General features: G+C 71.4%; 18 protein-coding genes. 14 read left to right on the top strand and 4 right to left on the bottom strand.

All coding sequences use genetic code 11. The features are described 5' to 3' along the window. Positions 1-209: 209 nt before the first annotated feature. Together H9641_RS10075 and H9641_RS10070 are read left to right on the top strand one after the other, a co-directional pair. A complete protein-coding gene (locus H9641_RS10075; RefSeq protein ID WP_191803361.1) occupies positions 210-1,736 on the top strand; it encodes an ABC transporter permease in 1,527 nt (508 codons plus the stop codon). After that, complete coding sequence (locus tag H9641_RS10070; protein WP_191803359.1) at positions 1,733-2,788, top strand: ABC transporter permease; 1,056 nt, start codon at positions 1,733-1,735, stop codon at positions 2,786-2,788. The genes H9641_RS10075 and H9641_RS10070 overlap by 4 nt, the downstream gene beginning before the upstream one ends. Positions 2,789-2,811: 23 nt before the next feature. On the opposite strand, the gene H9641_RS10065 is transcribed toward H9641_RS10070, so the two are convergent. Continuing rightward, on the bottom strand, positions 2,812-3,396 hold the full coding sequence (locus H9641_RS10065; protein ID WP_191803357.1) for a PH domain-containing protein: 585 nt from the start codon (positions 3,394-3,396) through the stop codon (positions 2,812-2,814). 92 nt (positions 3,397-3,488) lie between these two features. Between H9641_RS10065 and H9641_RS10060 the strand changes: the two genes are divergently transcribed. The 9 genes from H9641_RS10060 (at position 3,489) to H9641_RS10020 (ending at position 15,809) form a co-directional block, all read left to right on the top strand. Then, on the top strand, positions 3,489-5,291 hold the full coding sequence (locus H9641_RS10060; RefSeq protein WP_318244505.1) for an ABC transporter ATP-binding protein: 1,803 nt from the start codon (positions 3,489-3,491) through the stop codon (positions 5,289-5,291). A gap of 248 nt (positions 5,292-5,539) precedes the next feature. After that, positions 5,540-7,450 (top strand): translational GTPase TypA, encoded by a 1,911-nt coding sequence (gene typA / locus H9641_RS10055; protein WP_191803352.1) that lies wholly within the window; start codon positions 5,540-5,542, stop codon positions 7,448-7,450. Positions 7,451-7,549: 99 nt separating this feature from the next. Then, the gene (locus H9641_RS10050; protein WP_191803350.1) at positions 7,550-8,671 is read left to right on the top strand and encodes a PIG-L family deacetylase; all 1,122 of its coding nucleotides are present in this window, start codon (positions 7,550-7,552) and stop codon (positions 8,669-8,671) included. Next, positions 8,668-9,138 (top strand): DUF6113 family protein, encoded by a 471-nt coding sequence (locus H9641_RS10045; protein WP_191803348.1) that lies wholly within the window; start codon positions 8,668-8,670, stop codon positions 9,136-9,138. The genes H9641_RS10050 and H9641_RS10045 overlap by 4 nt, the downstream gene beginning before the upstream one ends. Positions 9,139-9,221: 83 nt before the next feature. Continuing rightward, on the top strand, positions 9,222-12,095 hold the full coding sequence (locus tag H9641_RS10040; protein WP_225220279.1) for a VanW family protein: 2,874 nt from the start codon (positions 9,222-9,224) through the stop codon (positions 12,093-12,095). Positions 12,096-12,388: 293 nt separating this feature from the next. Next, on the top strand, positions 12,389-13,276 hold the full coding sequence (locus H9641_RS10035) for a hypothetical protein (protein ID WP_191803346.1): 888 nt from the start codon (positions 12,389-12,391) through the stop codon (positions 13,274-13,276). After that, complete coding sequence (locus tag H9641_RS10030; protein WP_191803344.1) at positions 13,273-14,274, top strand: prephenate dehydratase; 1,002 nt, start codon at positions 13,273-13,275, stop codon at positions 14,272-14,274. The genes H9641_RS10035 and H9641_RS10030 overlap by 4 nt, the downstream gene beginning before the upstream one ends. After that, a complete protein-coding gene (locus H9641_RS10025; protein WP_191803342.1) occupies positions 14,271-15,287 on the top strand; it encodes a prephenate dehydrogenase in 1,017 nt (338 codons plus the stop codon). The genes H9641_RS10030 and H9641_RS10025 overlap by 4 nt, the downstream gene beginning before the upstream one ends. A gap of 120 nt (positions 15,288-15,407) precedes the next feature. Then, positions 15,408-15,809, top strand: a complete 402-nt coding sequence (locus H9641_RS10020; RefSeq protein ID WP_191803340.1) for a RidA family protein — start codon at positions 15,408-15,410, stop codon at positions 15,807-15,809. Positions 15,810-15,856: 47 nt separating this feature from the next. Here the strand turns inward: H9641_RS10020 and H9641_RS10015 are convergent, their stop codons facing one another. Further along, a complete protein-coding gene (locus tag H9641_RS10015; RefSeq protein ID WP_225220278.1) occupies positions 15,857-16,192 on the bottom strand; it encodes a hypothetical protein in 336 nt (111 codons plus the stop codon). Between the two features lie 90 nt (positions 16,193-16,282). Here H9641_RS10015 and fdxA point away from each other — a divergent pair, with 90 nt between their 5' ends. From fdxA to H9641_RS10000, 3 genes are all read left to right on the top strand, one after another. Continuing rightward, complete coding sequence (gene fdxA, locus H9641_RS10010; RefSeq protein WP_056764260.1) at positions 16,283-16,600, top strand: ferredoxin; 318 nt, start codon at positions 16,283-16,285, stop codon at positions 16,598-16,600. 21 nt (positions 16,601-16,621) lie between these two features. After that, on the top strand, positions 16,622-17,758 hold the full coding sequence (gene dapC / locus H9641_RS10005) for a succinyldiaminopimelate transaminase (protein WP_191803338.1): 1,137 nt from the start codon (positions 16,622-16,624) through the stop codon (positions 17,756-17,758). Between the two features lie 251 nt (positions 17,759-18,009). Next, on the top strand, positions 18,010-19,308 hold the full coding sequence (locus H9641_RS10000; RefSeq protein WP_056650274.1) for a citrate synthase: 1,299 nt from the start codon (positions 18,010-18,012) through the stop codon (positions 19,306-19,308). A gap of 93 nt (positions 19,309-19,401) precedes the next feature. Here the strand turns inward: H9641_RS10000 and H9641_RS09995 are convergent, their stop codons facing one another. Continuing rightward, positions 19,402-20,412 carry a hypothetical protein gene (locus H9641_RS09995; protein ID WP_225220277.1) on the bottom strand — a complete coding sequence of 337 codons (1,011 nt, stop codon included), beginning with the start codon at positions 20,410-20,412 and terminating at the stop codon, positions 19,402-19,404. Between the two features lies 1 nt (position 20,413). Next, a complete protein-coding gene (dapD, locus tag H9641_RS09990; protein ID WP_191803335.1) occupies positions 20,414-21,397 on the bottom strand; it encodes a 2,3,4,5-tetrahydropyridine-2,6-dicarboxylate N-succinyltransferase in 984 nt (327 codons plus the stop codon). Positions 21,398-21,424 lie beyond the last annotated feature (27 nt).

The following is a 21,424-nucleotide window of genomic DNA, read 5'->3' as shown; positions in this document are numbered from 1 at the left end:
AGGCCCACGCCTGGTGCCGGCCCGTGCTCGGCGCGTCGCACGACGAGGGCACCGGTCGATTCGATCACCGGTGTCCTCGTCGTGGGTTGTGCGGCAGGAGTCCACCATGACCCTCACCTCGCGCCGGCTGAACGTCTCCTCGCGCTACCCGCGCGTAGACTTGCCCGGCCCTAACCTGGGTCCCTAGTTTCAGCGAGGTATGCCCTCCAATGTTCTCTTTCATCTCGCGGCGTCTGCTGGCAGGGTTGGGAACCCTGCTCGTCTCGACGTTCGCCATGTACCTGCTCGTGAGCAAGTCGATCAGGCCCTTCGAAGACCTCGAGTCGCTGACGGACGGCGCCATCAAGGCTCAGAGGATCGCCGAGCGCATCGAGATCCTCGATCTCAACACGAACCCGGTCATCCGGTACTTCAAGTGGCTCGGCAACTTCGTGACCGGCGACCTCGGTGTCGGGTGGCGGTCGGGTCAGCCCGTCACGAGCCTGCTCCAGGGAGCCGTCGCCTCCACGATCCAGCTCGTCGCCGCGGCGACGGTCATCGCGATCATCCTCGGCGTCATGATCGGCATCGTCAGCGCGCTGCGCCAGTACAGCTCGTTCGACTACATCACGATCTTCCTCTCCTTCGTCCTGTACTCCCTCCCGGCCTTCTGGGTCGCCGTGCTGCTCAAGCAGTGGGGGGCGATCGGCTTCAACGACTTCCTCAAGGATCCATCGCTGAGCCCGCTCGTCATCGCCGTCGCCGGCGCGCTGGCAGGTACGGCCTGGATGCTCGCCTTCGGCGGGACAGCCCGCAAGCGGCTCATCACGTTCGGCAGCGCCTTCCTGGTGACCGTCGGCGCGCTCTTCTACCTCCAGCTCTCCAACTGGTGGCTGCAGCCGAACCTCGGCCCCGTCATCATCCTCATCACGGGTACGGCGCTCGCCTTCGCGATCACAGCGCTCACTGCCGGACTGCAGAACCGCCGCGCCCTGGGCGCTGCACTGTCCACCGTGGCGTTGGGGCTCGCTCTCTACTACCCCTTGAAGCCCGTCCTGCGTGAGGTCGACAGCTGGCTGCTCGTCGGTGGCCTCGCGGTCCTGACGATCGCTGTCGGCATCGGCATCGGCTACCTCTGGGGCGGACCGGACCGGGGAGTCTCTGCGCGCAGCGCTGCGATCACGGCCTTCCTCGTGGCGTCCATGATCTTCGTGGACAAGGTCATGTCGATCTGGCCCGCCTACCTCAAGGCGCCGGCGATCAACGGTCGGCCGCTCGCGACCATCGGGGACGCGACCCCGAACCTCGGAGGGAACTTCTGGGTCGGGACGCTGGACAGCTTCACGCACCTGCTCCTGCCGACGATCGCCCTGGTCCTCATCCAGTTCGCCGGGTACACCCGCTACTCGCGGTCGAGCATGCTCGAGGTCATGAACCAGGACTACATCCGCACCGCGCGCGCCAAGGGCCTGCCGGAGCGGACCGTCATCATGCGACACGGGTTCCGCAACACGCTGATCCCGCTCGCGACGATCGTCCCGATCGACGTCATCACGCTCCTCGGTGGCGCCATCATCACCGAGAAGGTCTTCGCCCGTCCGGGCATGGGCACGCTGTTCATCGACTCTCTGCAGCACGCCGAGGTCGATCCTGTGATGGCGTACCTCGTCATCGTGGCGGCCCTGGCCATCATCGCCAACATCGTGGCTGATCTGATCTACGCAGCCCTCGACCCGCGGATCCGGGTGAACGCATGAGCAACGCCATTTCTCCTCAAGATTCCACGTTCGACCCGAACGTCGAGAACCAGATCGAGCTCAAGGAGGTCGAGGGGCTCTCACAGAACCAGATCGTCCGTCGACGCTTCCTGCAGCACAAGGGCGCGGTCATCTCGGTCGTCGTCCTGGTCCTGATCACGATCCTCGCGGTGACCTCGGTCGGCTTCGGTTCATGGACCGGCTGGTGGAAGTTCGTCCCGTCCGGCCAGGGCGCGACCAACCCTCTGATCAACGGCGGCGCCCCGAGCTCGGTGCACCCCTTCGGTCAGGACGAGGCCGGTCGTGACATCTTCGCCCGCGTGATGCGCGGCACGCAGACGTCGCTCATCATCATGTTCTCCGTCGGTCTCATCGCGACCGTGGTGGGCATCGTCGTCGGAGCGCTCTCGGGCTTCTTCCGAGGTGCGGCGGACTCGCTCCTGATGCGTTTCACGGACCTCATCATCACGATGCCCGTGATCGTCCTGGGTGCCGTCCTCGGCCTGATGTCCGGCGGTAACAACGCCGCACTGTTCGGGGCGTTCCTCGGCCTGATCCTCTGGCCGCCGCTGGCCCGCCTGGTGCGCGGCGAGTTCCTCTCGCTGCGCGAGCGGGAGTTCGTCGACGCCGCACGTGTCGCGGGTGCGAGCAACACACGCATCATCTTCAAGCACATGCTGCCGAACGCGGTCGGCGTCATCATCGTCAACACGACGCTGCTGCTCAGCTCGGCGATCCTGCTGGAGACGTCGCTCAGCTACCTCGGGGTGGGCATCAAGTCGCCGTCCATCTCGCTCGGGCTGCTCATCAACGACTACCAGCAGGCGTTCGCCTCACGCCCCTGGCTCTTCTGGTGGCCGGGTGCCTTCATCGTGTCGATCGCGCTGTGCGTGAACTTCATCGGTGACGGTCTGCGCGACGCGTTCGACCCGCGTCAGAAGCGGATCCCCTCGGTGCGCAAGATGGCGCGTGCGCGCCGCATCGAGCGTCCGCTGCCCTCGACGCGCCCGACCGACGGCACGGGTGCCGCTGCGGAACCGAGCACCCCGTGACCTGCGCGCCACGGCGCGTCGGGTCACCCTCCGACGGTCGTGACCACGATCGTCGCGACCACCAGGGCGCCGAGCACGGCGAGCTGGCGGACGTTCCAGCGGGTGCTGGCGCCGGGCGCGTCGTCGCGGCGGGCATCGAGGTAGCCCGCCGCGAGCAGGGTCGCGTGGCGCTCGGTCACGGCTGCTGCGACGGTCTCGGCCGTCGCGGCAGCCGTGCCGCCGCTGCCGCGCTGGGTACCGTCGCGGCGGGTGCGCAGCCAGCGTGCGCTGCCGCTCGACCGTGGCGCGGCCCATGCGGTCACCGAGCCGCCGTGGTACCTGACCTCGAGCGACCAGCGCGTCTCGGCGCCCTCGAACGCGGGCCACGGGACGTGCACGCTGCGCACCACGTTGTGGACGTCGATCCCGCCGTCGGAGACCTCGACGCGGGGCAGCCAGAACAGCATGGCGACCGCCCAGGTCACCAGCGCCGCTCCGGGCACGGTGCGCAGGCCTGCGGCCGCGCCGTCCGTCGTCCAGAGCGCGGCGCAGAGCATGACACCGACCACGCCCACCGCCACGGTGAGCACTCGGCCGTACATCGAGAAGAAGACCTTCGTGGGACCCATGGCCCCATGTTCCCAGAGATGCGGCGCCACGAGCGCCAGGTCTCCCACCTGCTGGAAGGACACTGATCACCGTGGCCATCGACACATCTTCCGTGCCTCAGTTCGCTCCCACGGGGAGCCCTGTGCTCTCGGTGCGCGACCTGGGCGTGGACTTCTACGTCGACGGGGTCTGGTACCCGGCGGCGACCGACATCAGCTACGACCTGTACGCGGGCGAGGTCCTGGCGATCGTGGGCGAGTCGGGCTCGGGCAAGTCCCAGTCCTCGCTCGCCCTGCTGGGCCTGCTGCCATCGAACGGGCGCGCACGCGGTAGCGCCAAGCTGGGCGACCGCGAGCTCATCGGCCTGACCCAGGGCGGTCTGCGCAACATCCGTGGACGGGAGATCTCGATGATCTTCCAGGAGCCCATGACCGCGCTCAACCCCGTCTACACGGTCGGCTTCCAGATCGTTGAGACGATCCGCACGCACTTCACGGTCGGTCCGTCGGAGGCCAAGAAGCGTGCGATCGAGCTGCTCCGTCTCGTGGACATCCCCGAGCCCGAGCGTCGCTTCGACGCCTACCCGCACCAGCTCTCGGGTGGTCAGCGTCAGCGCGCGATGATCGCCCAGGCGCTCGCCTGCGACCCCAAGCTCCTGGTCGCCGACGAGCCGACGACGGCGCTCGACGTCACGGTCCAGGCAGAGATCCTGCGCCTGCTCCGCGACCTGCGTCACCGGGTCGACGCCGCGATCATCCTCATCACGCACGACATGGGCGTGGTCGCCGACATGGCCGACACCATGATGGTCATGAAGGACGGCCACGTCGTCGAGCGCGGCACCGCGGCGGAGGTCTTCGGTGCGCCGAAGGACCCGTACACGCGTCGTCTGCTGGACGCGGTGCCGCACCTGGGCACCTCCAAGACCGGTGTCGAGTCCGTGACGGACCGCTCGCCTGCCGCGGCGCCGGTCGTCGACAAGGACGTGGTCCTCGAGGCGACCGACATGATCATCGAGTACCCGGCCCGTCGCCGGCAGAAGGCCTTCCGGGCGGTCGACCAGGTGAGCTTCTCGATCCGCAAGGGCGAGGTGCTCGGCCTGGTGGGCGAGTCCGGCTCGGGCAAGACGACCATCGGCCGCGCCGTGGTCGGGCTGCTGCCCGTGACGGGCGGTGCGCTGCGCATCGGTGACATGAACATGGTCGGGGTCTCCCCGAAGGCGCTTCGCCCGCTCCGCAAGGAGGTCGGGATCGTCTTCCAGGACCCGGGCTCGTCCCTGAACCCGCGCCTGCCCATCGGCGAGTCGATCGGTGAGCCCCTCATGCTCCACAAGGGCATCAAGGGCAAGGCGCTGAGCACCGAGGTCGAGCGGCTGCTGGACCAGGTCGAGCTGCCCCGGGCCATGCGCAACAGGTACCCGCACGAGCTCTCGGGCGGCCAGCGCCAGCGCGTGGGGATCGCCCGCGCGCTCTCGCTCGAGCCCAAGCTGCTGGTCGCGGACGAGCCGACGTCGGCTCTCGACGTCTCGGTCCAGGCCCGGGTGCTGGACCTCTTCCAGGACCTGCAGCGCGAGCACGGGTTCGCGTGCCTGTTCATCTCGCACGACCTCGCGGTCGTCGAGATGCTCTCGGACCACGTCGCGGTCATGCACCAGGGCAAGCTGGTCGAGGTCGGGACGACCGAGCAGATCGTCCACGCGCCCGTGGACCCGTACACGCAGCGCCTGCTCGCTGCGGTGCCGGTGCCGGACCCTGCTGAGCAGCGTCGTCGTCGTGAGGTGCGTGACGCCCTGCTCGACGCGTCCAAGAAGGACGTGGCGCGCGACGAGCGCAAGGAGGTCGGCGCTCTGGCACGTACGCAGGAGGACGACCGCGAGGACCTCGAAGGGGGTCGCATCCCGCAGCAGCCGGTCTGACCGGTCTCGCGCACAGCACGGGTGAGATGCCCGACGACGGCACGCGCCGTCGTCGGGCATCTCGCGTCTGCGGGCAGGGGAGCGGGGTGTGACGGAGCACCCCCTCCACGCACTGGCCTGCACCCGGTAAGATAGCCGTGCCCGGACGACGGCGCGCGCGTGCTCTGCGCGGGCGGCGCCCGTCTGCTGGCCACCAACTCCGGGGCGGAAACCTCCGTCGCTTGCTCCTCTCCCGAAATGAGTTCTGTATGTCTGTGCGCTCTGACCTGCGCAACGTGGCGATCGTCGCCCACGTCGACCACGGCAAGACGACCCTGGTCGACGCGATGCTGCACCAGTCCGGCGCCTTCGGCGCTCACGCGCACGTCGACGAGCGGGCCATGGACTCCGGTGACCTGGAGCGCGAGAAGGGCATCACGATCCTCGCGAAGAACACCGCCGTGCACTATGCCGGTCCTGCAGCGATCGCCGCCGGTCAGCCCGACGGCATCACGATCAACGTGATCGACACCCCGGGCCACGCCGACTTCGGTGGTGAGGTCGAGCGCGGCCTGTCCATGGTCGACGGTGTCGTGCTCCTGGTCGACGCGTCGGAGGGCCCGCTGCCCCAGACGCGCTTCGTGCTCCGCAAGGCGCTCGTCGCCAAGCTCCCCGTGATCCTCGTGGTCAACAAGACCGACCGCCCCGACTCGCGCATCGAGGAGGTCGTCGCCGAGGCGACCGACCTGCTGCTCGGTCTCGCGAGCGACCTCGCGGACGAGGTCCCCGACCTCGACCTCGACGCGATCCTCGACATGCCCGTGGTCTACGCCGCGGCCAAGGTCGGACGCGCCTCGACGGTCCAGCCGGCTGACGGCTCGGTCCCGGACAGCGAGGACCTCGAGCCTCTGTTCAAGGTCATCCTCGACAAGATCCCGGCCCCCACGTACGAGGAGGGTGCGCCGCTCCAGGCGCACGTCACCAACCTCGACGCGTCGCCGTTCCTCGGTCGCCTCGCGCTGCTGCGCATCTTCAACGGCACCATCCACAAGGGCCAGACCGTGGCGTGGGCCCGTGCCGACGGCAGCATGCAGAACGTCAAGATCACCGAGCTCCTCGAGACCAAGGCACTCACCCGCGTGCCCACGGACTCGGCGGGCCCGGGCGAGATCGTGGCCGTCGCCGGCATCGAGGAGATCACCATCGGTGAGACCCTCACGGACCCCGAGGACCCGCGTCCGCTGCCGCTCATCACGGTCGACGACCCGGCGATCTCGATGACGATCGGTATCAACACGTCCCCGCTCGCGGGCAAGGGCGGCAAGGGCCACAAGGTCACGGCCCGCCAGGTCAAGGACCGTCTCGACAAGGAGCTCATCGGCAACGTGTCGCTGCGCGTCCTGCCGACCGAGCGTCCGGACGCCTGGGAGGTCCAGGGCCGTGGAGAGCTCGCGCTCGCCATCCTGGTCGAGCAGATGCGCCGCGAGGGCTTCGAGCTGACCGTCGGCAAGCCGCAGGTCGTCACCAAGCAGATCGACGGCAAGCGCCACGAGCCCATGGAGCGCATGACGATCGACGTGCCCGAGGAGTACCTGGGCAACGTCACGCAGCTCCTCGCGCAGCGCAAGGGCCGCATGGAGACCATGTCGAACCACGGCACGGGCTGGGTCCGCATGGAGTTCGTCGTCCCGGCTCGCGGGCTCATCGGCTTCCGTACGCGCTTCCTCACGGACACGCGCGGCACGGGCATCGCGTCCTCGATCGCCGAGGGCTACGAGCCGTGGGCGGGCCCCATCGAGACCCGTGTGAACGGTTCGCTCGTCGCTGACCGTGCGGGCGTCGTGACGCCGTTCGCGATGATCAACCTGCAGGAGCGCGGCTCCTTCTTCGTCGACCCCACGCAGGAGGTCTACGAGGGCATGATCGTCGGTGAGAACTCGCGCAACGAGGACATGGACGTCAACATCACCAAGGAGAAGAAGCTCACGAACATGCGTGCCGCGTCGAGCGACACGTTCGAGAACCTCACCCCTCCGAAGCACCTGACGCTCGAGGAGTCGCTCGAGTTCGCCCGCGAGGACGAGTGCGTCGAGGTCACCCCCGAGGTCGTGCGCATCCGCAAGGTCATCCTCGACCAGACCGAGCGCGCCCGCGCGTTCTCCCGCGCCAAGAAGTCCTGATCTCGTCAGGACTGCACAACCGCTGAGCACGCAGCCCGTGCCGCTGGTCCTCGTGACCGGCGGTGCGGGCTCCGCTCTACCTGCACCTCTGGAGGACGAATGAGGCTCGAGCCGGTCCAGCCCCGTGGTGGGCTGCTCGCCGTGCACGCGCACCCCGACGACGAGACCCTCGCGACCGGCGCGCTGCTGGCGACGTGGGCGGCGGCGGGCGAGCCGGTGACGCTCGTGACGTGCACGCGCGGCGAGCAGGGCGAGGTCATCGGCGCGGAGCTGGCGCACCTCGAGGGCGACGGCCCGGCTCTCGCGGCGCACCGCGAGGGTGAGCTGGCCGCGGCGCTGGCGAGCCTGGGCGTGTCCGACCACGTGTTCCTCGACCAGGTCGAGGACGGCGAGCCTGGCCGCTCGCCGGGCCAGGTCGGTGAGCGTTCCTTCCGCGACTCGGGCATGGCGTGGGCCGCGCCGGGCATCGCCCGGGCCGCGGCCGAGGCGGACCTCCCCGAGGGAGCGCTCGTCGGCGTCCCGCTCGACGAGGCGGCGCGCCGCCTCGCGCGCGTGCTGCGCGAGCGGCGCCCGCGCGTCGTGGTGACGTACGAGCCGTCGGGCGGCTACGGCCATCCGGACCACGTGCGGGCGCACGAGATCACGGTCCGCGCGATCGAGCTCGCCCGGGAGCAGGGTTCCGCGCTGCCCGACGGCGGAGCCCCGGACCCCGAGGTCGTCCGGCTGGGCGGTGCGCGCGCAGGAGACCCGTCGGCGGGTCACGAGCCCGCGCTGTGGCAGTCCGTGGTGCCCGCCGAGGTCGCGCGAGCAGCTCGACGTGAGCTGGCCGTCCTGCCGGGGGTCGCGGCGCTGCGCGCCGAGCATCCCGAGCTCACGCTGACCGACCCCGAGGAGCCGCTGCCCCCCGTGGCCAAGAACGGTCTCGAGGAGGTCGTCGTGGTCGAGGTCGAGCCGGTGCTCGGTGCCGTGGTCGGCGCACTGCGTGCGCACGCGACCCAGGTGCAGCACGTCGGCGTCGCGGTGCGGCACGGCGACGGAGCCCCGGCGGGGGAGCGGGGTCAGAGCGCTGCGGGTGAGGTCCTCGGGTGGTACGCGCTGAGCAACGACGTCCTCGCTGCCCTTCCTTCACGCGAGTTCTACACGGTGACCTCGGAGTCTGCGGGAGCCTCTCGCACGTTCACGGGAAATGATCAGACAGGACCAGTAGCGTGGACGTCGTGAAGAAGACCGGAACCCGTCGCCTGACGCACGCGCTGCTGTGCGTGCTGCTCGGCCTCGTCGTGGGCGTCGTCGGCACGGTCATGCACCGTGTCGTGGTGACGGACCACCTCCTTCCCGTGGGGGTCGTCGTCGCGCTGCTCGCGGTGCTCGCCGCGGGGACGCTCGCGCGGGCCTGGGCCGGGTACGCCGGGGTCGTCGGGTTCGCGATCGGATGGGTCGTCGCCGTCCAGGTCCTGTCGATGCGCGGGCCAGGTGGTGACCTGCTCGTACCCAACCAGACCGTCGGGCTCGTGTGGGTCTACGGCGGGATGCTGCTCGTAGCGGCCGCGGCCTTCCTCCCCGCGTCCTGGTTCAGCGACCGACCCGTGCGTGCTGTCGCCCGCACGAGCGACGAGTCGCCGCAGCCGCAGATCGCCACCGGATCTTCACCCGGAACACCCACCGGACACTTCGGTACAGACGCATAGAATTGCCCCCGTGCGGGCTGCCCGCATCCCCCACTCTTTCGTCGCGGCTCGACCGCGCACCCACATCATCACGGAGACAGTCGATGGGACACCCGACCGAGCGTGAGAACGCGCCCGACCCGAGCCTGAGCGACGGGACTGCGACTCCTGTGGAGCCAGGCACCCCGGCCGCCGCAGCGGCAGTGCCCGCCGCGGCCGACGCCCCGACGAGCCCAGCCGCCGAGGCCGGGCGCGCCGTCTCTGACCAGGAGGTCGTCGAGCCTGCGGAGGAGTCGGCTCCGGTCGAGGGCGGGTCTCTGGACACGCAGCCCGTGCCGACGCCTGCCGAGGATGCGGCAGTGCCCGCCGCGGACACGGTGTCATCGCCTGAGCCGCCCGCCGAGACGCTCGGCACAGAGGACGTCACGGTCGAGTCCGGCGCGGACGTTCTGCCGGTCGACTCGGACGCGGTGGTCACCCCCGCGACGGCACCGGCTGTACCTGCCGAGCCCGCGCCGGTCGCCGAGGCGACCGCGCCCGCAGCCGCAGATGCTCCTTCGGGAGAGGCCCCGGCACCGGTCGAGCCTGCATCAGTCGAGTCGGCAGAGACCGTGGCCGATGCCGAGCTCCCCGCTCCTGTCGAAGCGGCGCCGGTCGAGCACGCCCCTGTTGCGGTCGAGCCGGTGAGCGCACCCGCGCCGACTGCCGCTCCCGTCGCGGACACCGAGCCCGCGGCAGCTGCTCACGGCCCGTCGTTCGACGATGACGACGACGTGCCCTACTCTCCTCGGGTCTTCGCGTTCGAGCAGGCGGACGCTCCCGCCGAGCCGGCTCCCGTCGAGCCCGCTCCCGCTGAGCCCGCACGTCCGGTGGCGGCCGAGCCTGCTCCCGTCGAGCCCGTTCTGGTCGAGCCCGCGCGCGCTGAGCCCGCAGGTCCGGTGGCGGCCGAGCCGGCTCCCGTCGAGCCGGCTCCCACCGAGGTCCCGACCAACGCCGTGACCGAGGTCCTGCCGCCCGTGGAGGCCCTCCCGGTCCCGGACGCCCAGGCGACCCAGGTTCTCGCGCCCCTGCCGGGCGCCCCCGAGGTTCCCGCAACCCCGGTCGCGGCCTCCGCGGCGCCCGCTTCCCCCTTCGCCCCGGCGACGTCTGCGTGGACGAGCGCGGCGACGTCGGGCGCTGCGGCGACCCCCGCACCCGCCGCTCCCGCGCGAACCTCTGTCACCTCGGCGTTCACGCCCGTGGGGGTTTCGGCCCCCGCGGGAGCGGAGCCGCCGGCCGACGACTCGCCCCTCGCGGGCCTGTCCGGTGACAAGGCACCGAGCCGACTGCCCAAGGTCGCCCTGTGGGCGGGCATCGGCGTCGTCGTGCTCGCCGGCCTCTACACGGGAGCCCAGTGGTTCTACTCGGACAAGGTGCCGCCCGAGACCACGGTGGCGGGGGTCGAGGTCGGCGGCCTCGACCGGACCTCGGCCGTGTCGGCGCTCGAGAAGGGGCTCGGGGGACGCGCGAAGGAGCCGATCACGCTCCAGGCCGGTGAGGCGACCACGACCCTCGACCCCGCGGCCGCAGGCCTCGCGTTCGACGCCCAGGCCACGGCCGACGAGCTGACGTCCTTCTCCATGAGCCCCGTCCAGCTGTGGAAGCAGCTCTTCGGCGGCGAGGAGGAGCTGCCCGTCACGACGGTCGACAAGACCAAGCTCGCAGCCCAGGTCGCGGAGGTCGAGGCGAGCCTCAACGTCGAGCCCGTCGACGGTTCGGTCGTGTTCACCGACGGGCAGCCCACCGCCACGCCGGCGCTCGACGGCGCCGAGGTCGTCGCAGACGAGGCCACCACGATCATCGAGTCGTCGTGGCTCACTGCCGCGCAGCCGCTCGACCTGCCGACCGACCCGATCGCTCCGGCCATCACCCAGGCGGAGACGGACGCGGCGCTCGCGCAGGCCACGACGCTGGTCTCGGCGCCGGTCACGGTCGAGGTCGGGGGCCAGCGTGCCGAGCTGAGCCCGGACGTGCTGGCAGAGGCTGCGGCGTTCAACGCGGCGGACGGCTCGCTCCAGCTCACGCTCGACGGTGCGACGCTCCTCGAGGCGGTCGTCGACGGCACGGACGACCTGCTCAACGCGGCGGCCGACGCCAAGTTCGTCTTCGTCAACGGCGCCCCGGTGATCGAGGGCGGGGCGCCCGGCACGACGATCGACCCCGCGGCCCTCAGCGCCGCGGTCGCCACTGCGGGGACGGGGACGGAGCGGACGGCGACCGTCGAGCTCGTCGAGTCGGACCCGGCCCAGTCGGTCGCCGCGCTCGAGGCGCTCGGCGTCAAGGAGAAGGTCTCCGAGTTCTCGACGCCCCTGACCAACGACGCCCAGCGCACCGAGAACCTGCGCGTCGGGGCGAGCAAGGTCAACGGGACTCTCGTGCTGCCGGGCGAGACGTTCTCGCTGACGGAGACGCTGTCGCCGATCACCAAGGCCGGGGGCTACTTCTCGGCCGGCATCGTCCAGGACGGCAAGCACGTCGACGGGATCGGAGGCGGTCTGTCGCAGATGGCCACCACGACGTACAACGCCGGGTTCTTCGCGGGCCTCGACGACGTCGAGCACCGTCAGCACAGCTACTGGTTCAGCCGCTACCCGGCGGGGCGCGAGGCGACCATCTTCGTCGGCTCGATCGACATGAAGTTCAAGAACGACACCCCCTACGGCGTCCTCATGCAGTCCTGGGTCGGCGGCGGTGAGCTGCACGTCGCGATCTGGAGCACCAAGTACTACGAGGTGCAGACGAGCGAGGGCGAGAAGCGCAACGTCGTCCAGCCGACGACCGTGACGCACTCGGGCGCCGACTGCGTGCCGCAGCCCAAGGGCAACCCCGGGTTCACGATCACGACGCCCCGCAAGGTCCTGCTCGACGGCAAGGTCGTCAAGGACGAGAAGAACACGTGGACGTACAAGCCGGACAACCAGGTCGTGTGCGCGCCGTGACCTGCTGACCAGCTGTTCCTCCGACCAGGAGCCAGCAGGTCGGCGTCGGGCGTCGGCGAGGCGCCCGGTAGTACCACGGAGCGGGTCGTGACCGGAAGGTCGCGGCCCGCTCCGTCGCGCTCGGCGCGGCACTCGCCGCTGCCTGGAAGGTCGGGGCGTCACCGGTGGCCCGGGACGTCTCACGGAGCCCTGCGCCCGCGGCCGGGACGTGCCCTCGCGGCTAGACTGCTCGGCGGACGCTGACCCGCGCTGCGCTCGCGCAGCCACCCCTCGAGGCAAGGCAGAGACACTCGATGCTCGGACGTAGTGAACGCGAGTCGGGGGCCCACGCGCGGCTCGCGGCGCAGATCGCGAAGTGGCACGGCGCGGACGGTCTGCCCGCGGGGACCGGCGCCGACGACCTGCTGGACCTGGGATCCACGTCGTCGACCCTGGCGACGGTCGCGAGCATCGACGACCTCGCAGCCGTCATGCACATCGGGCACCCCGCGCAGCCGTCGCACGACCTCGAGCGGGCGCTCCTGGCGGCGTCGCCGTCCTTGGTCGTGACCGCGGCCGTCGCGGTCCCCGCCCAGTGGGTGTGGGTCGGTCGGCCTGGCCAGGCCACGGGCAGCGTCGTGGTCGACGAGGCCGGGATGCGCGACTGCCGTCACGTCCTGCGGACCCTGGGCGCGAACCCGCGTCTGGTCCCCTCCCGGACGGCGCTCGACGAGCGCATCGCACTCTCGGGCCGGGACGGCACCCTGGTCGTCGAGCGCTCGGAGATCCCCGCGGGGTGGGCCGAGATCCCGGGCAGCGAACAGCTGAGCGCGGGGGCCCCCATCTGGTACGGGCTCGTCGAGGCCCGGCGTCCCGCGCCCGTCGTCGAGGGCGAGGCGCAGGTGTGGTTCGCGTTCGGTCCGCGCGACGACCACCGCGGTTCGCTCCAGCAGACCCTGTCGGTCATCGCGGAGAGCGGGATCGACATGCAGCACCTGCGCAGCCACCGCTCGCTCGCGGGGCCGCACATCTTCTTCTCGTCGTTCTCGTGCCCCGACGCAGCGGTGCTGTCGTCGCTCGTGAGCGAGCTCGCGGCGCGCGACGTGGCGCACCGCGTCCTCGCGGTGCTCCCGGGACGTGACTTCCTGCCCGGCCCGGACGCGTTGGTGCCGCAGTGGGCGCCGGAGCACGTGGGCTCGTGAGCCGGGTCGCCTACCTCGGGCCCGAGGGCACGTTCACGCACCAGGCGGCCGTGCAGTGGGTCCGGTCCCAGGGACAGCCCGCTGAGGCCCCGGAGGCGTCCGGCACCACCTCGGGCCGTGCCGTGGGTCCGGTCGAGGCGCCCGTCGAGCTGGTGCCGGCCGCGACCGTGACGGACGTCTACGCCGGGGTCGCCTCGGGGGCCTTCGACCAGGGCATCGTCGCGATCGAGAACTCGGTCGAGGGGTACGTGGTCCCGTCGCTCGATGCGATCGTGGGCAGCGAGGACGTCGTCGCGATCGACGAGGTGGTCCTCGAGATCACGTTCGACGCGTTCGTCCGACCGGGCCACGGCGAGCTGACCGAGGTGACCGCGCACCCGCACGGCCTGGCGCAGTGCCAGGAGTTCGTGACGCGCTCGGGGGCGCTGCCGGTGCCGGCCGCGTCCAACGCGTCGGCGTGCCGGGACGCGACCGCGCACCAGGTGGCGCTGGGGCCGAGCATCTGCGGCGAGCTCTACGGTCTCGACCTGCTCGAGGCCGGCGTCGAGGACTTCCACGGCGCACGGACCCGGTTCCTCACGATCGTCCGGCGGGACCGCGCGAGGGACGCCCTCGCGGCGGCGCGGACCGACGGTCCCGCACAGTGGCGCACCATGCTCGCGCTCACGCCTCTCGTGACGGGCCCGGGGGTCCTGGCACGGATCACGCAGGCGTTCGGGGCGGGCGGGGTCAACCTGTCGAGTCTCATCACGCGTCCGCTCAAGGCGCTCGAGGGCAAGTACGTGTTCGTCCTGACGGCCGACGCGGCGCCGTGGGAACCGGCCGTGCGGAAGGTGCTCGAGGGCCTGCTCGCCGCGGGCGACTCGGTCAAGACGCTCGGTGTCTTCCCGGCCCGGGGCGAGCTCGACGAGGCGCTCTCGAGCGACCACGTGCCGGTGGGCTCGGTCGGGGCCGGCGCGAGCGCCGACGAGCTGGACCGGGGGCTGCTGTGGGCATGACGTCGCCGACCGTCGCGGTCCTGGGCCTCGGGCTCATCGGTGGGTCGCTGGCCCGGAGACTGGCGGCGCAGGGGATCGAGGTCACGGGCCACGACTCCTCGGCCGCGACGCGCGCCGAGGCAGCGACGGCCGGGATCCTCGTCACGTCGGACATCGAGGCGCTGTGCACCGCGGCGCCTGACGTCCTGGTCCTCGCGGTGCCGTTGCGGGCCATGCGTCCCGTGGCCACCGAGGTCGCGCGCCACCTGCCGGCGACCACGCTCGTCACGGACGTCGGGTCGGTCAAGGGGCCCGTGCGCGACGTCCTCGACGCGTGCGGTCTGGGGCAGCAGTACGTCGGTGCGCACCCCATGGCGGGGACCGAGCACTCGGGATTCGCGGCCTCCTCGGAGTCGCTGCTCGACGGCGCACGGTGGGCCGTCACGGTCACCGAGCGCACACGGGCGGACCTGCTCGTGACGCTGCTCGCGCTCGTGACGGGCCCCGCGGGTGGGAGCGCCTACGTCCTGACGGACGAGGTGCACGACGAGGCCGCCGCGCTCATCAGCCACGTCCCGCACGCGTTCGCGATCGAGCTGCTGAACCTGGTCTCGGCGGCCCCGGTCCGTGACGTCGCGCTGGCGCTCGCGGCGGGCAGCTTCCGCGACGGGACCCGGGTGGGCCGGACCGACCCGCGCCGGACCGAGGCCATGCTCACCGAGAACGCGGGGTGGGTCGCTCCCGCCCTGCGCCTCGCCGCACGGGACCTGGAGGCGCTCGCGACGGCGCTCGAGGCGAACGCCTCGGCGGCGGAGTTCTTCGACCGTGCCGACGACGTCCGGGCCGGCTGGCAGCCTCGGGGCGTCGACGGGCCGTCGTCGGTCTCGTCCGGGTCGCCGGTGCAGGACGGGTCGGGCGAACGGCTGACGGTCGACCTCGCGGAACCGGACGGTGCAGGGGAGCTCGTCGAACTCTGCCTCGCGGGCTGGGCCGTCGTCTCGGTGCAGGGCTCGCTCGTCGGACTGCACCGCTAGGCCGGTCGCCGCGCGAACGCGCCACCGCGGGCCGGGTCCCTCCACCCCGGTCCTCGGGCCCGTGCGCTCGCCGTGCCGCTCGTGCTGCCGGTGTCAGGGGGCCGTGGAACCGTGGGGGTCATGGAGATCACACGGATGCAGCCGGCCGGGCTCGTGGTGAGCCCGGCGTTCAGTCATGTCGCGATCGTCCCCGCGGGGGCCGCGACCATCTACGTGGGCGGCCAGAACGGCGTCGACGACACGGGCGCGGTCGTCTCGGACGACGTCGCCGAGCAGTCGGTCCGGACCATCGACAACGTCAGCATCGCGCTCGAGGCGGCGGGGGCCTCGCTCGCCGACGTCGTGCAGTGGACGGTCCTCCTCGCGGCCGACGCGGACCTCGGCGCGGCGTACGGTGCGATCGCGCCGCGACTGGCGACCGCCGGGGCGCCGCCCCTCGTGACTGCGGCGCGGGTCGTGGGGCTCGGGGTGCCCGGAGCCCTGATCGAGGTGAGCGCGATCGCCGCGGTCGTGCCTGGCTGAGCGGACCGGGCCGGGACCCGGACGCCGGGCTCGGCCGTTCGCCGGGCTCAGTCGACCGGCTGGCGGGGCAGCCGTCGCGGCGGCCTCGGGGGGATGCGCTTGGCCGCGACGAGCTGTTCGGCCGGGATCGTCACCTCGACCGCGTCGCGCGAGCCGCCCGCGTCGGTGCGGACGGTCACGGACTCCCCGGGCGCGGTCGACAGGACGATCCCGATGACGTCGGTCACGGTCTTCGCGGGCTCGCCGCTCGCCGGGTCGCGCGTCGCGAGCGACTCGGCGTCGGTCAGGCGGCGACGGAGCACGACGCGCGTGCCCGCGGGCCAGGAGGCCCAGTCGGGGTCGACGGCGGGGAAGCGGTGCGGGGGGTTCACAGCAGTCGTCACGCTCACTTGGTCGGCGGGTGGCCGGGATGTCCGTCTCCTGAGAGATACTAGGGGGAAGTGCCCTGTGCAGAAGGTGGAAGGACCTCCGACGTGACGTACGTGATTGCTCAGCCTTGTGTGGACGTGAAGGACAAGGCGTGCATCGAGGAGTGTCCGGTGGACTGCATCTACGAGGGCAAGCGGTCGTTGTACATCCATCCTGACGAGTGCGTGGACTGTGGTGCGTGCGAGCCGGTGTGTCCGGTGGAGGCGATCTACTACGAGGACGACGTGCCCTCGGAGTGGAGCGACTACTACCGGGCGAACGTGGAGTTCTTCGACGACCTGGGGTCGCCGGGTGGTGCGGCGAAGATGGGCATGATCGAGAAGGACGACCCGATGATCGCCGCCCTGGCCCCGCAGGCCTGAGCCCGGAGGCCGGACAACACCATGGGATTCGCCAGCCTGGGTGGCCTCGCCTACCCGTGGGACTCGCTCACGCCGTTCGCCGAGCGCGCCCGACAGCACCCGCGCGGGATCGTGGACCTCTCGATCGGCACGCCGGTCGACCCGACCCCCGCCGTCGTGCGGGACGCGCTCGCCGCCGCCGGGGACGCGCACGGGTACCCGACCACGCACGGCACGCCCGTGCTGCGCGAGGCTGTCGTCGACTGGTTCGCGCGGCGTCGTGGCGTGCCCGGGCTGGACCCGGACGCGGTCCTGCCCACGGTCGGTTCCAAGGAGCTCGTGGGCCTGCTGCCGTCGCTGCTGCGGCTCGGTCCGGGGGACGTCGTCGTCCACCCGGCCACCGCGTACCCGACCTACGACGTGGGGGCCCGGCTCGCCGGCGCGACCCCGCTCGCGACCGACCGGGTCGAGGACTGGGCGGGGCGAGAAGACGTGCGCCTGGTCTGGGTCAACTCCCCGGGCAACCCGACGGGGGAGGTCCTCGGGGTCGAGCAGCTCGCGCGGGTGGTCGCCGCTGCACGGGAGATCGGTGCGGTCGTCGTGAGCGACGAGTGCTATGCCGAGCTCGCGTGGGAGGAGCCGTTCGCCACCTCCGGTGTGCCGAGCATCCTCGACCCGCGCGTGAGCGGTGGTTCGAACGAAGGCCTGCTCGCCGCGTACTCGCTGTCCAAGCAGTCGAACCTCGCGGGGTACCGGGCCGCGTTCGTCGCGGGAGACCCCGGGGTCGTCGCCGACCTGCTCACGACGCGCAAGCACCTGGGCATGATCGTGCCGGCCCCGGTCCAGGCGGCCATGGTCGCGGCTCTCACGGACGACGCGCACGTCGCAGCCCAGCGCGAGGTCTACCGGCGGCGTCGGGACGTGCTCCTTCCTGCGCTGGGGCAGGCCGGACTCCAGGTCGACGGGTCGCAGGCCGGTCTCTACCTGTGGTCGCGCCCGGCGGGCGAGACGGCGGATGAGCACGACTGCTGGGAGACCGTGGGCGCCCTTGCGGACCTCGGGATCCTCGTGGGTCCCGGGGCCTTCTACGGCCCGACGGCGGCCGGCCACGTCCGTGTCGCGCTCACCGCGAGCGACGAGCGGGTGCACGAGGCCGCGGCCCGGCTGACCGTGGTGTGAGCCACCTGTCGATTGTTGGGCGAATTGCGCCTCGTTCTCGCCTGTGATCCGCATCACAGGCGGGTGACGGTTTTGTGACCGTTCCAGATTGGTCACGTGTGGGTGAAGCGAGTACCGTCGACCCAGGCCAACGCTGTCCGACACTTCGGCCACCGACGGCTCGGCCGGACAGGTGGCGATCTCGCGGCGACACCACGGAAGACACGCGCAGCCACCCGCAGGGGGAGCGGCAGCGCGCAAGGAAGGAAGACATGACCACCACCCAGCAGGCGACCGTTCGGCTCGTCGTCAACGAATCGAGCCAGGACCTGCCCGTGGTCGCAGCGACCGAGGGCAACGACGGCATCGTCGTGTCCTCGTTGCTCAAGTCGACCGGGCTCGTCACCGTGGACCCCGGGTTCATGAACACCGCCTCGTGCGAGTCGGAGATCACCTACATCGACGGCGACGCGGGGATCCTGCGCTACCGCGGGTACCCGATCGACCAGCTCGCGGAGAAGTCCACGTTCCTCGAGGTCGCGTACCTCCTGATCCACGGCGAGCTCCCGGACGGGCCCACGCTCGACGCGTTCGTCGAGCGCGTCAACCGCCACACCCTGGTGCACGAGGACTTCCGCACGTTCATGGGGACGTTCCCCCGCAACGCGCACCCCATGGCGGTCCTGTCGTCGGCGATCAACGCGCTGTCGACGTTCTACCCGGAGTCGCTCGACCCGTTCGACGACGAGACGGTCGAGCTCGCGACGGTCCTGCTCCTCGCCAAGACGCGGACCATCACGTCCTACCTGCACCGTCGCGCCGTGGGCGAGCCGCTGCTCTACCCGGACTACTCGCGCGGGTACGTCGACGACTTCCTGCGCATGACGTTCGCGACGCCCTACGAGAAGTACGAGTCCGACCCGACCGTGGTCGACGCGCTCGACAAGCTCCTCATCCTGCATGCCGACCACGAGCAGAACTGCTCGACCTCGACCGTGCGCGTCGTGGGCTCGAGCCACGCCAACCTCTACGCGTCGGTCGCGGCGGGCGTCAACGCGCTCTCGGGTCCGCTGCACGGTGGTGCGAACGAGGCCGTCCTGTCGATGCTGGACAAGATCCAGAACAGCGACTTCGACGTCGACACCTTCATGAAGAAGGTGAAGAACAAGGAGGACGGCGTCCGCCTCATGGGCTTCGGGCACCGGGTCTACAAGAACTACGACCCGCGCGCGGCGATCGTCAAGGCCAAGGCCGACGCGGTGCTCTCGACCCTGGGCAAGAAGGACGAGCTGCTCGACATCGCGCTGCGGCTCGAGGAGATCGCGCTCAACGACGACTACTTCATCGAGCGCAAGCTCTACCCGAACGTCGACTTCTACACCGGGCTGATCTACAAGGCCATGGGCTTCTCGCCGGCCATGTTCACCCCGCTGTTCGCCCTGGGCCGCATGCCCGGCTGGATCGCGCAGTGGCGCGAGATGATGAAGGACCCGCAGACCAAGATCGGGCGTCCGCGCCAGGTCTACACGGGGGCCACCGAGCGTCCGTACCTGCCGGTCGACGGTCGCTGACCTCCCCGATCACCTGCATGTGACGACGGCGCCCCGCACCTTTGCGCGCGGGGCGCCGTCGTCACGTGCAGGGAAGGCGTCGGAGCGAGCGGTTCACCCCTCGTCGGCCGTCGCGACCGTGATCCGCACCTGGCCGACCGGGAGGGGTGCGGAGACCTCCTCCGGAGCCAGGTCGCCCGACGGCGTCCACACCGGGTCCTCGCGGGTCCAGGTGCTGTCGCCGACGTCCACCCGCACGACGTCGGTCTCGTCGGCGCTGGCCACGGCCCACTGACCGACGGCCCACCCGGTCCGGCGCGCCTCCGACGCGACGCCCGTGAGCGGCACGGTGTCCACCACGGTGCTCGCGCCCTCGACCGTGAGAGGCAGGTCCCCGAGGTCGCGCACGAGGCGTGCCCTCAGGGTCTCGTTCGAGTCGACCACGCTCACGAGCGTGGTCGGGTCGACCGCGACGAGCTCGCACGAGAGCGTGCCCTCGGAGTTCCCCGTCAGGGCCGAGGCCCATGCGCGTGACCTGGACTCGTGCTGCGCGTAGGCGTCGGGGAAGCCGGAACGCTGCACCGCCTGGGCCGCGACCGTCACCGGGAGGTCTTCGTAACCGTCCACCTTGTCGAGGCCGTCGTAGAACGCCGTGGTCGAGAAGACGGGGTCCATGATCTGCTCGACCGTGCCCCAGCCCTGGGACGGACGCTGCTGGAAGAGCCCGATCGAGTCGCGGTCGCCGTAGTCGATGTTGAGCAGGCGCGACTCCTGCAGCGCGGTCGCCAGGCCGATGGTCGCGGCGCGGGCGGGCATGCCGCGGCGCACCGTCGTGACGGCGATCAGGGCCGCGTTGTCCGCCTGGGCGGGGGAGAGGTGCCAGGCCTGCCCGTCCGCCTCGGCCGAGCAGCGCTCGGCCACGGGGGTGTGGTCCGTCAGACGGTTGAGCGCGATGACGACCCCCGCGCTCGCGACCGCGAGGACGGTCACGACCGTGACGGCGATCCGCAGGGGGCGGTGCCGGCGTCGACGGACGCCGTGCCCCTGGGCGCGGGGGCTCGTGCCCCCCTGCCCAGGAGCGGACGGGGCCCCCTGGTGCCCCGGGGCGCCGAAGACGGAGGACATGTCAGTTCGCGTGCAGCGCGGCGTTGAGCTCGATCCCGACGCCCGTGCGCGAGACCGCCTCGACGCCGCCCGTGAGCGAGTTGCGGCGGAAGAGGAGGTTGTCCTGGCCGGACAGGTCGCGTGCCTTGACGACCACGGGGCCGCCGTCGGGACCGCTGCGTCCCACGAGGGTGACCTTGGTGCCCGCGGTGACGTAGAGCCCGGACTCGACGACGCAGTCGTCGCCGAGCGGGATGCCCAGCCCGGCGTTGGCGCCGAGCAGCGAGCGCTGGCCGATCGAGATGATCTCGCGGCCGCCGCCGGAGAGCGTGCCCATGATGGACGCCCCGCCGCCGATGTCCGACCCGTCGCCCACGACCACGCCGGCCGAGATGCGGCCCTCGACCATCGAGGTGCCGAGGGTGCCGGCGTTGAAGTTCACGAAGCCCTCGTGCATGACGGTCGTCCCTGCAGCGAGGTGCGCTCCCAGCCGGACGCGGTCCGCGTCGGCGATGCGCACACCCGGGGGGACCACGTAGTCGACCATGCGGGGGAACTTGTCGACCCCGAGGACCTGGACCGGCTGGCCGGTCGCCGCGCGCAGGCGCAGGCGCGTCTCCTCGAAGCCCTCGACCGCGCACGGGCCGTGGTTGGTCCAGACGACGTTGGCGAGAGCGCCGAACACGCCGTCGAGGGAGAGGCCGTGGGGGGCCACGAGGCGGTGCGAGAGCAGGTGCAGGCGCAGGTAGGCGTCCGCGGCTCCCGACGGTGCGGCGTCGAGGTCGATCACGGTGCGCACGACCACGACGTCCACGCGCCGCGCCTCGTCGTGCTCGGTCAGCGCGTCGAGCGACGCGGGGACGGTCTCGTCCGAGGGGGCCTCCCCGAGCGCGGGGGACGGGTACCAGACGTCGAGGACGGTGCCCTCGTCGGTCACGGTGGCGAGGCCGAAGCCCCAGGCGGTGCGGGGGCCCGTTGCGGCGCCGGTGGGAGTCGCTGAAGTCATACCTTCACCCTATCCGTCACTCCGGGC

The sequence above is a fragment of the Oerskovia merdavium genome (assembly GCF_014836755.1).
Classification (GTDB): domain Bacteria; phylum Actinomycetota; class Actinomycetes; order Actinomycetales; family Cellulomonadaceae; genus Oerskovia; species Oerskovia merdavium.
Note: the sequence above shows the minus strand (reverse complement) of the source record. Positions and strands in the feature narration are given on the sequence as shown.

Bases quoted from the DNA above. Each gene is read 5' to 3' on its own strand.
- H9641_RS10065 (WP_191803357.1), bottom strand. From the start codon at position 3,396: ATGGGTCCCACGAAGGTCTTCTTCTCGATGTACGGCCGAGTGCTCACC.
- H9641_RS10035 (WP_191803346.1), top strand. From the start codon at position 12,389: ATGCTCGGACGTAGTGAACGCGAGTCGGGGGCCCACGCGCGGCTCGCG.
- typA (WP_191803352.1), top strand. From the start codon at position 5,540: ATGTCTGTGCGCTCTGACCTGCGCAACGTGGCGATCGTCGCCCACGTC.
- H9641_RS09995 (WP_225220277.1), bottom strand. From the start codon at position 20,412: ATGTCCTCCGTCTTCGGCGCCCCGGGGCACCAGGGGGCCCCGTCCGCT.
- H9641_RS10050 (WP_191803350.1), top strand. From the start codon at position 7,550: ATGAGGCTCGAGCCGGTCCAGCCCCGTGGTGGGCTGCTCGCCGTGCAC.
- H9641_RS10025 (WP_191803342.1), top strand. From the start codon at position 14,271: ATGACGTCGCCGACCGTCGCGGTCCTGGGCCTCGGGCTCATCGGTGGG.
- H9641_RS10075 (WP_191803361.1), top strand. From the start codon at position 210: ATGTTCTCTTTCATCTCGCGGCGTCTGCTGGCAGGGTTGGGAACCCTG.
- H9641_RS10070 (WP_191803359.1), top strand. From the start codon at position 1,733: ATGAGCAACGCCATTTCTCCTCAAGATTCCACGTTCGACCCGAACGTC.
- H9641_RS10040 (WP_225220279.1), top strand. From the start codon at position 9,222: ATGGGACACCCGACCGAGCGTGAGAACGCGCCCGACCCGAGCCTGAGC.
- H9641_RS10000 (WP_056650274.1), top strand. From the start codon at position 18,010: ATGACCACCACCCAGCAGGCGACCGTTCGGCTCGTCGTCAACGAATCG.
- H9641_RS10020 (WP_191803340.1), top strand. From the start codon at position 15,408: ATGGAGATCACACGGATGCAGCCGGCCGGGCTCGTGGTGAGCCCGGCG.
- dapD (WP_191803335.1), bottom strand. From the start codon at position 21,397: ATGACTTCAGCGACTCCCACCGGCGCCGCAACGGGCCCCCGCACCGCC.
- dapC (WP_191803338.1), top strand. From the start codon at position 16,622: ATGGGATTCGCCAGCCTGGGTGGCCTCGCCTACCCGTGGGACTCGCTC.